Source organism: Microcoleus sp. Pol11C3, from assembly GCF_036701485.1.
GTDB lineage: Bacteria > Cyanobacteriota > Cyanobacteriia > Cyanobacteriales > Microcoleaceae > Microcoleus.
Genome location: NZ_JAUBQW010000156.1, coordinates 1 through 13,871, shown reverse-complemented (window position 1 = coordinate 13,871; position 13,871 = coordinate 1). Strand labels below are relative to the sequence as shown.

Below are 13,871 nucleotides of genomic sequence, written 5' to 3'. Positions count from 1 at the left end.
AGATTTAACCACTCAAAAACATTAAACATTTTAGCACTTGATTAGATAAAGTTATCACCACAAGTTCTGAAGAGCCATAAATAGTATGAGTTTTGAGATTGCTCAATCCTGAATGCTTTTGCCAGAAATCGATAGATTTCACTAATAAATTATAAAATGTCATGAGTGGAGAAATAAATTATGGTTAATACCAACATTCAAAACCATGTGTGCCGACTTAGTGAGGAAAATTAATTAATTGTAACAATACTTTGGTAGGATATACTCTGGCAGCTAAAACCCACAACTTCAAATCGACATGAGCCAGCATTCAGACCGCATTGCCCCTCACGGCGGCATCCTGGTCAACCGCATTGCCACACTAGACCAAAGACAAGAATTTTTCGACAAAGCAGAGTCCCTGCCGCGAGTCCAGCTTTCGGATCGATCGATCTCCGACCTGCAAATGATCGCCATAGGCGCCCTGAGTCCCCTCAAAGGGTTCATGAACGAAGCTGATTATCGATCGGTCGTTAAACAAATGCGCCTTTCCAACGGCCTGCCTTGGTCGGTTCCCATCACCCTGTCGGTCTCCCAAGCCGTCGCCGACTCCCTCAAAGAAGGCACTTTAGTGCGCCTCGATTCGCCGGCGGGCGAATTTGTCGGGCTCTTGGAACTTGCAGAAAAATACCACTACAGCAAAGAAGAAGAAGCCCTCAACGTCTACCGCACCGACGACCTCAAACACCCGGGCGTCCAAGTAGTAGACAAATCCGGGCCCGTTAACCTCGCAGGCGATGTTTGGCTGCTGGAACGCGGACTAGACCCCCGGTTTCCCCAATACCAAATTGACCCGGCAAAATCGAGAATGCTGTTCACAGAAAAAGGATGGAAAACCATAGTCGGTTTCCAAACCAGAAACCCCATCCACCGGGCCCACGAATACATCCAAAAATGCGCCTTAGAAACAGTAGACGGCTTGTTTCTGCACCCGCTAGTCGGGACGACAAAAGATGACGATATCGCCGCTGACGTGCGGATGCGCTGCTACGAAATTCTGCTAGAAAAATACTATCCAAAAGATCGCGTAATTTTGGCAATTAATCCTGCGGCGATGCGCTACGCCGGGCCGCGAGAAGCAATTTTTCATGCTTTAATCCGCAAAAACTACGGCTGCACTCACTTTATCGTGGGGCGCGATCACGCTGGAGTTGGCGATTATTACGGCACTTACGATGCCCAATATATTTTTGACGAATTTGAGCCGGGAGAATTGGGAATTGTGCCGATGAAATTCGAGCACGCTTTCTATTGCACACTGACGGAACAAATGGCTACAACTAAAACAAGCCCAAGCACTCCCGAACAACGGGTGCATTTGTCGGGAACCAAAGTTCGGGAAATGCTGCGCGCTGGAAAATTGCCGCCGCCGCAGTTTTCCCGGCCCGAAGTCGCGGCAGAATTAGCCAAGGCAATGAATATTTTCAATTACGAGATTTAAATCTTGAAAATTGGTGGGGGCGACATTCTGCATAGTTTTTAATTTTGAGTTTTGAGTTTTAAATGGGAAATTTTAAACTTAAAGCTCAAAAGTTAAAACTTAAAACTACCTTCATACTAAACACTCACAATCTAATTAATTCCCCTAAAATTATTGAGGGGAATTTAACTTAAAATTCAAAACTTAAAATTCAAATCTATTTAAAAATGGGACTCAAGCGGCGGGAATTTTTGCAGCAAGCTGGCCGGGTGCTGGCCGCCATCGGCATCAGTGAGGCTTTGTGGCTGCCGTTGGGCTCGCGCTACCTCCAAGCCTTAGCGCAGCCGACAGCCAGGAAATTGGCTTTATTGGTGGGCGTTGACAAATATCCAGACTCGCCTCTGCGCGGCTGCGTCACGGATGTGGAATTGCAGCGGGAACTGCTGATTTATCGGTTTGGGTTTGTGCCGTCGGACATTTTGACTTTGACTGACGCTCAAGCTACGAGGGAGAATATCGAGACGGCTTTTGTGACTCACTTGAGGGAACAAGCAAAACCCGGTGACGTGGTAGTTTTTCACTTTAGCGGCTGCGGTAGTCGAGTCAGCTTGGGCGAGTCTCCCGGAAAAATCCAAAACAGTTTGGTGCCGGTGGATGATGTTTTGCCACTGCTAGCAAACCGGGCAGTGAACGATATTTTAGAGGAAACGCTGTTGCTGCTGATGCGATCGCTCGCGACAGAAAATGCGATCGCCATCCTCGACACCAGCTACACCTATCCGGGTTTCTCCAAAAACGGCAACTTTCGCATTCGCTCCCGCCCCCGCCCCACAATCGGCGAGCCAAGCCTCGCAGAATTAACGTTTGCCCAAGACCTCCGCTCCCGCACAAATCTCCGTCCGGACGCCACCTTACTGGTCGCGGGTGCGGATTCCCAACTCGCCGCGGAACAAGAGTGGAACGGATTTACCGCAGGTTTATTTACCTACGCCCTCACCCAAACTTTGTGGTGGGCAACTCCCGCTAGCAGCTTTAGCGTCAGTTTCAGCCGCGCGGCGGGTAATGTTTACAGCAAGCTGGCGGGGTTATCGCAGCAACCGCAAATTCTCAATCACAATTTAACAACCGCGCCAGCGGTGAATTTTTCAAATTTAATTTTGAATTCCCCTGCATCTGACGGCGCTGTAACGGCGGTGGAAGACGGAGGCAAAACTGTGCAGTTGTGGCTGGGCGGGTTGTCGCCCGGGGTTTTGGAGTGCTGCGTGGGTTCTGTGTTTGCAGTGGATTCTTCAGCGGGCGCGAGGCTTTTGCTGCGGGGACGCACGGGCCTCTCTGCTAAAGCCCAAGTTTTAGATGGGTCTGCTCAAACAGATGGCCAATTAACAGTCGGCGAACTGGTGAGGGAAGAAATTCGGGTATTGCCGCGAAATATCGGTTTGACAGTAGCTTTGGACTCGGGTTTGGAACGCATCGAGCGCGTGGACGCCACCAGTGCTTTCTCGACTTTGCTGCAACTTACGGCGGTAGGCAACGAGCAACCGGCTGACTGTCGGTTCGGCAGAGTCCCGGAAACGACTTTAGCCGAAACTGTCTCGGCTGGGCCTGTTTTGGATCGAGGCCGCTACGGTTTGTTTTCTTTGGGTCAAATGCTGATTCCCGATACTGAGGGCGACGGGGGAGAAGCCGTCAAGATGGCGGTGCAGCGGTTGACTCCGCAGTTAAAAACCCTGCTAGCGGGGAAGTTGCTGCGGCTGACAGCTAATGAGGGGTCTTCGCTGCTCAAGGTGCGGGCAACTCTGGCAACTCTCGCGCCGCAAGCGCGGGCGGTGGCGCAGCGGGAATCTGTGCGGGCCGGCGGTGATTATCGGCTGGAACCGCTGAGCGGGGAAAGGGAGAAATCCGCCAGCGCTCATATACTAAGTTTGCCAGAAGGCAGCCGAGTTCGGTACACATTGTATAACGACAGCGATCGCCCGGTTTATTTTGCGGTGTTTTGCTCGGACAGCGCGGGACGGCTGTCAGTGATCGGCACTGAGGGCAAAGAATCTGTGGGAGTTATGTCGCGGGCGATCGCTCCAGGGGAGAATTTGACCGTGCCTGCGGCTGGGGCGAGCGGGTGGGCGGTATCTGGGCCGATCGGAGTTGCGGAAACTTTTATTATATTTAGTGAGAAGACCTTCGCTCAAACTCTGGCTGCAATAGAAGCCGAAATGCAGCAAACGAGGGATGCCCTGCCAATTCGAGTGTTGTTGAATCCTTTAAATGTGGTGCGGGCGGTACTCGAAGATTTGCACGCCGCTAGCATTCCGGGGGTGCAGAAAGTGGGGATATCGACGGATGATTGGGCTTTGGATGTGAATGTTTGGGCAACTCTGAGTTTTGTTTATCGGGTGGTGTAATTGTTAAAAACTCCTCGATCGTAGTCGGCGATTTACAGCACTTCCGGCAGCTATGAGGTACGTAGACAGTATCGAAAGTTAGGACAGGAAAGGGATACGAGTAAAGGTGTGCTTCATAATAGCCGGAAGTGCTGTAAATCGCTTTTGACCTCAAACTACACAAACAAACTCCACCTACGCAAGACTGAGAAATCCTACCAAATTCGGCTTAAATACCCCCTTGATCTCGCTTGTCTGCGGAGGCTGACGAAAGTTTGACTTGTAGAGCGGTTTCCACCGCCGAATCAGAAAGGAGGTGGATTTCTGCGAATTTGGTATAATAAATCAAGACTGATAAAGCTTTTCTACCATTTGAGCCAAGCGTTTCATGGCAGTTTCAATCTCATCATTTGTTGCAGTCAAACTGATGCGTAAACACTCATGTTTGTGCTGCCAATCTTCCCGCAAACCAGGGAAGAAAGAACTTCCAGGCACGACAATTACGCCGACTTTTTTCAACTCTTGATACAGTTCCCAATCAGTCATTGGCAAATCTTTCAGCCACAACCACGCGAAAATTGCTCCTTCGCCCCGGTGCAAAAACCACGGCAAATCTTTCGGCATTGCTTGTTCTAGGGTGGTTTCTACGATCGCAAATTTGCTTTGATAGTACGGCCGAATTACGTTGATGGAAATATCGGCAAGAGCGCCGGAAGCAATGGCCCGAGTTGCGATCGCCTGTCCGTATCTTGGCGAATGAATGCACATATTGGTCTGAAAACATTCTAATATTTGAATGATTTTTTCATCGCCGATCGCAATTCCGATTCTTTCACCCGGTAATCCGGCTTTCGACAAACTCATACAGTGCACGATATTGCCGCCAAAAATCGGCGTCATTTCGGTAAAATTCAAAGCCGGGAAGGGAGGGCCGTAGGCGGAATCAACGAACACCGGCACGTCGAAACTGGCAGCTAAATCGGCAATTTTCTTAACTTCGTCGTCGGTGAGAACGTTGCCGGTGGGGTTGCAGGGACGGGAAAAAATGACGCAACCGGTGGTTTGGTCGATCGACAATTGGCTGAAATCCGGGCGGTATTTGAACCTGTGGGCGGCTGCATCAATATCGAGGGTGGGTTTGCAGGCGACTACCGCTTCAGGAATCAAGCTAACGCCGCCGTAACCCGTGTAGTCTGGGCTCAGCGGTAAAACAATATTTTTAAGCTGTTTGCTGGTAGTGTAGCCGCCGAAAGCGTTGGCTGCGTAGAAGTAAATCGATTGACTTCCAGGAGTAATTAGGATATTGCGATCGGTCAAACTCAGTCCGTAACGCTGGTTAAAATCCGTCCGCACCGCATCAATCAACGGCTGATAGCCTTGACTCGAACCGTAGCGGCAAACCACCTCACCGTATTCCGGGCCCGCCAAAAGTTCCGCAGTACAGTCGCGCCACAACTGCTCGACTTCCGGCAAAATAACCGGATTTCCGGCGCTCAAATTGATAAACTCCTGCCCGCTGCCGGCTCTGAGAGTTTCAATAATATCTTTCATAATTGCCCGCACTCCCGTGAGGTGGGACATCTGAGCGCCAAATTGAGTCAGGGCAGGGTTCATAGCAAATGCAGCGACAATGATAGAAGTTTACAGTTTACCCATAATAACTCTAGTCGCAGGCGTTAGCGTAGCTTGTCTGGGGCATCGGTTGTCGATGGAGCATCTGAATTAATGCAATAAACTCGATCGCACAGCGTTTTGTGTCTTCCCCTGTGCGCGCGCCGGAGCATAAGATTTAGGGCATTTATGGAGCCGGATTGAGCTATCAAACAGTGTTTTCTGCCTAACAATTAGCGAACGGAACAGCAATCTCTAATTCAAGAGTTGTGGTAAGATTTCACATCGCCGCGCCCCATGAATTGGCCATACTTGACAGCAGCCATTGGAAACATCTAAGATTAGCACTATAACCCGATCGCAACAGCATATTATTGGCTCCGGTTACTGCTATAATTGCAGGTTTAATCCAGCCTCTAAAATCAGATTTGTTGCTAGCTCATTTTCATGATTCGCGGTTTGCTGACAGCGGTGCATTTCATCATCAATCCGGCTCAAGCCAAGATAGATCGTAAGGCCGCCCTTTGAGTGGTCTTACATAACAAATATGTAAATTCCAACCCCAATTAACTGCCGTAAAGTTCAACACAACAATGACCCACTTTCCACTTACAGAATACGAGCAACTTACCGATCCTAAAGCCAAAGCAGTGTACGAAGAAATCTTGACAGACTTGGGGTTTGGCATCGTCCCCAACCTGTTCAAGTCAATGGCAATCAACCCTGACCTATTAGAAGCAAATTGGAAAAAATTCCGGGGAACCATCCTGCAAGGAGACTTACCCCGCACGCTTAAAGAAATGGTCGGCGTCGCTATTTCCCAATCCAATGCTAGCGAGTACGCTCTCCAAGTTCACCTGCACGGATTATCAGCGTTGGGGATGAGCGAAGAAATCCTGCGAACCCTAGTTTCTGACTTTGCCAACTGCCCTTTACCAAAACGTGATAAAGCCGTAATTACCTTTGGCTTGCTGGCTGCTACAAAACCTCTGGAAATGACAGAAACCGATTACCAAAACCTGCGGGATTTAGGGCTAGATGATTCTGAAATCTTTGAGATTATTGCCACAGCCGACCTGTTTAGCTTTGTCAACCGATATACCGATTCCATTGCCCTGGAAATAGATGCTTTGTAATCTATATCTTATACTCCTATTATGGGCGATCGGCTAGAAGATCAAGATCGAGAAGAACTTCTGTTGACAGCCCGCCGTTTGTTAGCAGAAGCTCAAGCGCTTTCCATCCGCATTTCCGCCGTCAATGAAATTGCCACTGCCATTAACCGCACCCTCGATCTCACCCAGATTTTACGAGTAGTAGGCAAGCAAGCCAAATGGCTGCTGGACTTTGAACACTGTAGCGTTTGTCTGCACAGCACTAATGCTTGCATGACCTTATTTGGCCCGCATATCCCTGTAGATATTTCAACCCTCGCAGAGGGCGGCCCTATTAAGAAGGCTTTCACAACACGTCAACCTCAATTAATTCAAGAAGCGGGTGCTACTGCTATTTTATCCCCCTACGCTTCGCAAATTATCCTTCCCTTGGAAAGCGAAGGTAAGGTTTTAGGAACCATTAATTTTGCCACAACCAAGCCGCGGGCTTACACTCAAGAAGACTTGCGGATTGGCTATCTTTTGGCTTTGCAACTATCCTCAGCCATCCGCAATGCTGAACGCTTTAAAGAGATAAATAGCCTGTATTCCGAACTCGATGCCGAAAAGCACAAATCTGACCAGCTACTGTTGAACGTGCTCCCCGTTGAAATTGCCGAGGAACTCAAAAATAACGGCAAAGTGGAACCACTTTATTATGATTGCGTATCGGTTTTATTTACTGACTTTAAAGGCTTTACTCAGTTATCTGAAAACATGACGCCGCGAGAGTTGGTTGACGAACTAGACTATTGTTTTTCTTATTTCGATCGCGTGATGGATAAATACTCTATGGAAAAACTGAAGACTATTGGCGACAGCTATATGTGCGCGGCGGGAATTCCTACGCCTCGCCCAACACACGCCTTTGATGCTGTACTTGCTGCCCTAGAAATTCGACAGTTCATGGATTTGCGGAAATTGCAGAAAGCTCAACAAAATATTCCTTATTGGGATATTCGCATTGGCATTCATTCAGGCCCAATACTGGCTGGGGTAATTGGCAATAAAAAGTTTTCCTATGATGTCTGGGGAGATACAGTTAATACTGCATCTCGGATGGAATCTTCCGGCGTACCTGGAAATATCAATATCTCTCACGACACATTTGAATTAGTTAGAGATTTTTTTGAATGCGAATACCGAGGAAAAATTTATGCTAAAAATAAAGGCGAGTTGGATATGTATTTGGTTCACCATCTTAAATAAATGGGGAATGGCTAATTAATTGCTAAAGGAGGATGGCTAAGCGAGCCGTTATTCTATTTTAGATTTTAGATTTTAGAATTGGGAATGACTGATTATTAGCACGGTTGGGAGCACTGGCCTACAGTTGCAGTTTTTTTAACGGGTGTTAGATATGGAAATAAAACTCAACTATGAACTGAGAATATATCGCTAGAAGTTTTTTCTCAGGGGAGCGGTATTGTATCGCCGTGCCCCCAAGCTATATTAAAATGATCGAGTTGTATATTTTAATTTTTAATTATTTATGCGTATTTGGCAAGCCGATTTCTACCGCCGCCCTCTCCAAGACGAAACTGGCAAACCCCTTTGGGAACTCTTAATTTGCGACTCGGAAGGCAGTTTTCAATTTAGCGCTGTTTGCCCCCAGGGCGCCGCAAATTCTAATTGGGTAGCCTCGCAGCTGCAGCAGCAAGCTCAAACTCTGAATTTGCCGGACTTAATTCAAGTATTTAGGCCTCAGTCTCTGGGCTTAATCGAAGCTGCGGGCAAAGTTTTGGGTATCAAGGTAGAAGCGACTCGGCGCACTGCGGCTCTGAAATTGCTGCTGCAACAACGCGCAAAAGAATATTCGAGTATGCCTAATTATACAGGTGAAACTTACAGTGCGATCGCCCTCGACTCGCCACCGCCCGTACCCTTACCTGAAAACCTCTGGGGCGATGGCTGGCGTTTTGCTTCCCTACCCGCCGGCGACATTGAAGAGGCTTTCCAAGAGCGTCCCCTGCCAATTTTGGAAATGCCAGAATTGCTGTTACCGCTGAATTTGGGCTTGGCTTCAACAGTACCCGTACCGGGAGTTGTGATTGACGGCGGACGCCAGTCTATGCGGTTGGCTAGATGGCTTCAGGATGCCAAACCTTTGGCTTTGAATTATATTGCTGGAGAACCCGATGGATTGATATTGGAAGCTGGGTTAGTAGATAGGTGGATTGTGGCTACTTTTGAAGATAGCGAGGTAAAAGCAGCGGCCCAAATTTACCAACAGCGCAAGCACTTAAGTAAAGGATTACATTTTTTGTTAGTGCAGCCCGATGATAGTGGCATGACATATACAGGCTTTTGGCTGCTAAATTTTGATAGATAAGATGTAAATAATATTATTTTTTATGTCGCTCAATCGCGCGCCGAAAAATAGTAAAACATTGTGCGAACTCAGTTCCCGGAGATACAGACTCAAACACAACTTTTAAAACAGCTTCTTGAGCTAGCCAGAGATAGTGTAGCAAAGTTATTCCACAACTAAAATCAATCCGTTTCGGATGCCCTGACACACTCGGTTGATGTGAGAGTGGTCTTTTTCGTTAACACCTTTCTCCGCTAGCATTGCTGACTTCAGCAGCCGTCTGTCAAGGGGGGTAATTTGCCGAAAAGCAAAGATGCGCTCGACGATCGCCTCGATCGAGATTTTGGGGAGGTTAGCAGAGCTGACTGTCATGGTCTTAACACGCTAAAAATAACTAACAGAACTATGTACCTTTATTTTTAAAGATTTTGTGAAGTCATACTGTGATTAATATCACATACTTTTGGTGACAATATAGTGTATATCGGGTGACTGTTGTCACGAAATCTTCAATTATCTTTACCCCAACTTAACGATGGCCCGATAGAATCACTCTTGTAAAACTCAAGCAGAAAGTAAAAATGGCACAAGCAAAAATCGGAATTATCGGCGGCAGCGGTTTGTATAAAATGGAGGCCCTCAAGGATATTCAAGAGGTAAAAATTGATACACCTTTTGGAACGCCATCGGATGCCGCAATTGTGGGAACATTGGACGGTACGCCAGTAGCATTTCTGGCTAGACACGGCCGCAACCACACTTTTTTGCCATCAGAAGTGCCGTATCGCGCAAATATTTATGCAATGAAGAGTTTGGGAGTTGAGTATTTAATCTCAGCGTCGGCGGTTGGTTCTCTGAAAGCTGAGGCGAAACCTTTAGATATGGTAGTGCCGGATCAGTTTATCGATCGTACAAAAAATCGAGTTTCTACCTTTTTTGGAGAAGGAATTGTTGCTCACATCACCTTCGGCGATCCGGTTTGCGGCGAATTGGCTAAAGTATTGGCAAGTGCGATCGAATCCTTGAACCTCCCCGACGTTAACCTCCACCGGGGCGGCACCTACGTCTGCATGGAAGGCCCCGCATTTTCCACAAAAGCAGAATCCCACCTTTACCGCAGTTGGGGGGCGACAGTCATCGGGATGACAAATTTGCCGGAAGCAAAATTAGCCAGAGAAGCAGAAATTGCCTACGCAACTTTAGCATTAGTCACCGATTATGACTGCTGGCATGAGGATCACGACAGCGTAACTGTAGAAATGGTAGTTGCAAACTTGCACCGCAATGCAGCAAATGCCCAAAAAGCCATTCAAGAAACAGTACGGAGGTTAACAGAAAATCCCCCCGTTTCCGAGTCGCATTCAGCTTTGAAATATGCAATTCTGACTCGGCTGGATCAAGTGCCGGCTGGAACTAAGGAGAAAATGGGTTTGTTGTTGCAGAAATATTTGTAATTAGTCATCGGTTTCGCGCCAGTAAATACCACAATCTTGAGCTAGCGCATACTATCCGTCGGGGTCATGTCAACTATCTAATCGTGAAAGTAATTTTACGAGCAGTTGATGACTCCGATAAATGATTAATAATTGCTAGAACTTCCTCCCGTGTGAGAACAGTTGGCATAGAACGACTTCTTTTTGCTCGTACTGTATCAACTTGTAAATCTAATTCTCAGTTTCGGATTTGTGTGACTTAGGAGTTGAATATACGAAAAATTTCGGTATAATAAATATTTGGCTTGCTTAGTCTAAGTAAACAGCCATCTCGATAAATTTTACGTGGGAAGGAAAAGTCACATTGGATTTCACACCACAAGTTAGGAATACAGCCAACTAGCCAGCTCTCGCTCGGTGTGATTGAATAGCTCGTGAAATACATGGAGTCAGAAACGTGCAAGATAGTCACAATATTAATGAAGTAATTTTTGAAGATAGAGATACTCAAATTTTCAATATCCCTGACACTAAAACCAGGCTTTCAACACTGCAAAATTATTTCTTTCCTCGGCTAGAAACGTTACTGCGTTATACCCTTGATATTGTGGCGCAAGTCTACGATGTGAATCCATACGAGAGAATGACTTTTGCCTACTCTCCAAGTCATCGAGATAAAGCAAAGGAGAACAAAGACTATGGCTTTGTTCATATTGGAATTATTGCAAAACGGGGTGACAAACCCCTCAAAATTCTCAAGAGAAATGGACAGCCATTCTTTCTTCATCCCACTTATCTGACGTTTAAGGTATTTCCTAGTGGAACAATTCATGCTGAGCTAATGCCATTTCGTCAAGGCGTAGATGATGCTTACGTGGCAAGAATTTCCCAACTTGTCGCTAAGTATAGCGAGGTTTTAATGCCACTATTATCGGTAGCACGTATTTCACATACGACGTATAATCCTGAATTTGAAGTTCTGCCTCTTCATCAGGCAATTGTGCCTGATGAAGTAGGGTCAGATGCTATAAGGTTGATCTCACCAAAATACTACTTTCCTGTCAGTCCAGGGCGAGGATTGTCTGAACTAATTATTGCATTCATCCTCTTATACGCTTTAGCAGAATCATTTATTTGTATTGGTGAAGGACGAGAACCTCAGCTTGAAAATAGGCTTGAGCAATTCAAAGAATTTTATCTCGCTTTTAAAAATACCGAAAATGACATAGAAACAGAAGAAAGCGAGGAGGAAGATTTCGATTCTTCAGAAATGCCTGAACTAGACAGTTATTCTTTTGTGAGAGCAGGTAAATGGTGGGGTGTACTTGCTAGAGATAAATGGAAATGTCTTAGCTGTGGTAGATCGGCACGGGAAGATGGAGTTTTATTGGAAGTTGACCACATTATCCCCCGCTCAAAAGGTGGTTCTAACGATATGAGTAATCTACAAACTCTTTGCAAAAAGTGTAATATTGGCAAAAGTAATCGAGACAGCACAAGACTTTGTGTGACTTCTGATGAATTGATAGATCGAATGTAGATAGCGTAATTTTTCGGTGCGTGACTTTTATGAGTCACCAGTGATAAATTAGAAATAATTTGTGGTCACTCAGCCTAGAATTCCAGCTATTAACTGATCAACTGCTTGAATGCCTCATGTTCGCGAATCTTCTCCAAATCAGCTTCACTTTTTGCCAACTCTTTACACACATTCGGATTGAGATTGAGGGCGCGCTTTAAATTTTCAATGGCTAATTCAATTTTACCTTGTAGTGCATAACATCGGGCTTTGTTGTACCAAATTCTGTAAAAGTCAGGTCGAATTTTAGCAGCATTGTCGTAGGAAGCGATCGCAGCTTCGTATTTTTGCAATTTGGAGAGTGCAACGCCTCGATTGTTCCAAGCGTCAGTATAATCGTTTTTAATTTGTAGGGCTTGATTGTAAGAAATTACTGCTTGTTCGTACTCCTGCATTTTGGAAAACTAATAACTCAGGCGATCGAATCAACTCTATTAATTGTTCATATTCCATTCCTAAGCTGTTGCACATTTAAACTGTGATACAAGCATTGCCCTTATTTTTGATTTTGCGACCCCATTTAATTATTAATTGCCCTTCATTTAAGAGGCGGTGCAATAAATACTCTAACTCTTCAATAGATGTAAAAAGTCGATTGGCAATATATTCTTTTGCCGAATGCCATACTAATTCAATTAAGTTATAGTCGGGGCTGTATTCGGGGAGGAATTCTAAATGAAGGTTAGGCATTTCTGTTTCAATTATTTTGATGCTTTTTCTTTTTGTTTTTCTACTTGCTTATTTATTTGTTGAATACTTGATTTTTTCCTCCCTTCACTTTCTACTATCAACCATCTTTGTTCGACTTCTCGATAATTACTTAATTTTTCGACCATTTTATATCCTGATATTTCACTGTCTGTCCATTGCTCATTTTCGATATTTAAAATTTTCTTTTGAGCTAATTTTATACTTAAAAGAACTCTAGTTATCCATTTCATTTCGAGCAGGGCGATGAGATTATCTTTGGTATATAAGGCACTATCGGCTACATTTATTCCTTCAAATGTCCAGGATTTTTTGATTTTTTTTAATCGCTCTACAAACACACTTTTGTCATCGATATTTCCTGAGTCTATTTTGAGATATAATGGTATGTCTCCCTCTCCTGTACAAATCATGTCAATTATAAATTGCTTGAGGTCTGGTCGATGATCCCTTGAATATCCATGTTTGAGCTCTATGGCTTTCATGTCTGATTCAGGCTCAAATTCTTGAATTTTCACTTCTCCTTCAATCTTGACTGAATTGACTCCTTTTTCTGACGGCTTTGCGTATTCCCCATGTACATACATTGAAGTTCCGTCCAAATGTATGCTATTCATTTTTACTTGAAATTTTTAGGCGGTTTTTAGGGCGATTGCTGTAAATATTTGTGTTGTGCCTACTGCATAATATTTGTCTAATACTCTGGCTAGTCGGTCATCATTTAAATGTGATGGTAATACTCCTTCTCCAATGAGATGTTCTGTTGCTTTGCCGATAAAAAAGTGTTCAAATAGGTATAAGGGGGCGCTCAAAAAACCTAATCCATTCAGAATCATCGCTTTCATTATTTGTCCGGGAGTTAGCATCTCTTTTTTCTTGATACCCACTTGTTGATTCACTAATTCTACCAGTTCCATTTCATCGATAATTCCGGCTATTCTTCCTAAATGGTCTATGTTGAGGACTTTAATTTCGTTTTGGGGCTGATTCATGATTTTTTACACCTGTGTTGCTGACTCTATTATCTAATCTTAGCAAAACTTGAAATATGAGCTAGGTATTTATTTCAGGTTTTCATGCCTCCAAATTTAATAATTTTAAATTTGGAGGCATATCTGCGGAATGTGGGATATAGCCTTTCGAGCTCTCATATGAGGTACGACTCATTGGTGACAAGTTAAGAAGAGCGATAGAAAGTCAAGAGGGACTTTCTTAACAAGCTCAAACGTGTGAAACTC

General features: G+C 45.1%; 10 protein-coding genes and 2 pseudogenes. 7 read left to right on the top strand and 5 right to left on the bottom strand.

Translation table 11 applies throughout. The annotated features are described in order from the left end of the window. Positions 1-298: 298 nt before the first annotated feature. The gene (gene sat, locus QUA40_RS24625) at positions 299-1,480 is read left to right on the top strand and encodes a sulfate adenylyltransferase (RefSeq protein WP_333130753.1); all 1,182 of its coding nucleotides are present in this window, start codon (positions 299-301) and stop codon (positions 1,478-1,480) included. A 206-nt stretch (positions 1,481-1,686) separates the two neighbouring features. After that, entirely contained in the window at positions 1,687-3,858 is a 2,172-nt protein-coding gene (locus QUA40_RS24620; RefSeq protein WP_333130751.1) for a caspase family protein, read from the top strand. A 324-nt stretch (positions 3,859-4,182) separates the two neighbouring features. Here QUA40_RS24620 and QUA40_RS24615 read toward each other — a convergent pair whose 3' ends face one another. Further along, complete coding sequence (locus tag QUA40_RS24615) at positions 4,183-5,451, bottom strand: valine--pyruvate transaminase (protein ID WP_333130749.1); 1,269 nt, start codon at positions 5,449-5,451, stop codon at positions 4,183-4,185. Between the two features lie 590 nt (positions 5,452-6,041). On the opposite strand from QUA40_RS24615, the gene QUA40_RS24610 reads away from it, so the two are divergent. The 3 genes from QUA40_RS24610 (at position 6,042) to QUA40_RS24600 (ending at position 8,934) form a co-directional block, all read left to right on the top strand. Further along, entirely contained in the window at positions 6,042-6,584 is a 543-nt protein-coding gene (locus QUA40_RS24610; protein ID WP_333130746.1) for a peroxidase-related enzyme, read from the top strand. Between the two features lie 21 nt (positions 6,585-6,605). After that, positions 6,606-7,811, top strand: coding sequence for an adenylate/guanylate cyclase domain-containing protein (locus QUA40_RS24605; RefSeq protein ID WP_333130744.1), 1,206 nt, complete (start codon positions 6,606-6,608; stop codon positions 7,809-7,811). A 283-nt stretch (positions 7,812-8,094) separates the two neighbouring features. After that, positions 8,095-8,934: a Tab2/Atab2 family RNA-binding protein gene (locus tag QUA40_RS24600; protein ID WP_333130742.1), complete on the top strand. Its 840-nt coding sequence runs from the start codon at positions 8,095-8,097 to the stop codon at positions 8,932-8,934. Positions 8,935-9,078: 144 nt separating this feature from the next. Here QUA40_RS24600 and QUA40_RS24595 read toward each other — a convergent pair whose 3' ends face one another. After that, positions 9,079-9,285, bottom strand: a complete 207-nt coding sequence (locus QUA40_RS24595; protein ID WP_333130740.1) for a hypothetical protein — start codon at positions 9,283-9,285, stop codon at positions 9,079-9,081. A 209-nt stretch (positions 9,286-9,494) separates the two neighbouring features. Between QUA40_RS24595 and QUA40_RS24590 the strand changes: the two genes are divergently transcribed. Continuing rightward, positions 9,495-10,367 (top strand): S-methyl-5'-thioadenosine phosphorylase, encoded by an 873-nt coding sequence (locus QUA40_RS24590; RefSeq protein WP_333130739.1) that lies wholly within the window; start codon positions 9,495-9,497, stop codon positions 10,365-10,367. Between the two features lie 436 nt (positions 10,368-10,803). Continuing rightward, positions 10,804-11,886: an HNH endonuclease gene (locus QUA40_RS24585; protein ID WP_333130737.1), complete on the top strand. Its 1,083-nt coding sequence runs from the start codon at positions 10,804-10,806 to the stop codon at positions 11,884-11,886. 89 nt (positions 11,887-11,975) lie between these two features. On the opposite strand, the gene QUA40_RS24580 is transcribed toward QUA40_RS24585, so the two are convergent. From QUA40_RS24580 to QUA40_RS29145, 3 genes and pseudogenes are all read right to left on the bottom strand, one after another. Continuing rightward, a complete protein-coding gene (locus QUA40_RS24580; protein WP_333130735.1) occupies positions 11,976-12,320 on the bottom strand; it encodes a TPR end-of-group domain-containing protein in 345 nt (114 codons plus the stop codon). A 76-nt stretch (positions 12,321-12,396) separates the two neighbouring features. After that, positions 12,397-12,663: pseudogene (locus QUA40_RS24575) on the bottom strand (transposase); the annotation flags it as partial. Further along, a pseudogene (locus QUA40_RS29145) lies at positions 12,636-13,625 on the bottom strand (IS1634 family transposase); the annotation flags it as partial. The pseudogenes QUA40_RS29145 and QUA40_RS24575, both read right to left, overlap by 28 nt. Positions 13,626-13,871 lie beyond the last annotated feature (246 nt).

Bases quoted from the DNA above. Each gene is read 5' to 3' on its own strand.
- QUA40_RS24615 (WP_333130749.1), bottom strand. From the start codon at position 5,451: ATGAACCCTGCCCTGACTCAATTTGGCGCTCAGATGTCCCACCTCACG.
- QUA40_RS24580 (WP_333130735.1), bottom strand. From the start codon at position 12,320: ATGCAGGAGTACGAACAAGCAGTAATTTCTTACAATCAAGCCCTACAA.
- QUA40_RS24610 (WP_333130746.1), top strand. From the start codon at position 6,042: ATGACCCACTTTCCACTTACAGAATACGAGCAACTTACCGATCCTAAA.
- QUA40_RS24590 (WP_333130739.1), top strand. From the start codon at position 9,495: ATGGCACAAGCAAAAATCGGAATTATCGGCGGCAGCGGTTTGTATAAA.
- QUA40_RS24595 (WP_333130740.1), bottom strand. From the start codon at position 9,285: ATGACAGTCAGCTCTGCTAACCTCCCCAAAATCTCGATCGAGGCGATC.
- QUA40_RS24620 (WP_333130751.1), top strand. From the start codon at position 1,687: ATGGGACTCAAGCGGCGGGAATTTTTGCAGCAAGCTGGCCGGGTGCTG.
- QUA40_RS24605 (WP_333130744.1), top strand. From the start codon at position 6,606: ATGGGCGATCGGCTAGAAGATCAAGATCGAGAAGAACTTCTGTTGACA.
- QUA40_RS24600 (WP_333130742.1), top strand. From the start codon at position 8,095: ATGCGTATTTGGCAAGCCGATTTCTACCGCCGCCCTCTCCAAGACGAA.
- sat (WP_333130753.1), top strand. From the start codon at position 299: ATGAGCCAGCATTCAGACCGCATTGCCCCTCACGGCGGCATCCTGGTC.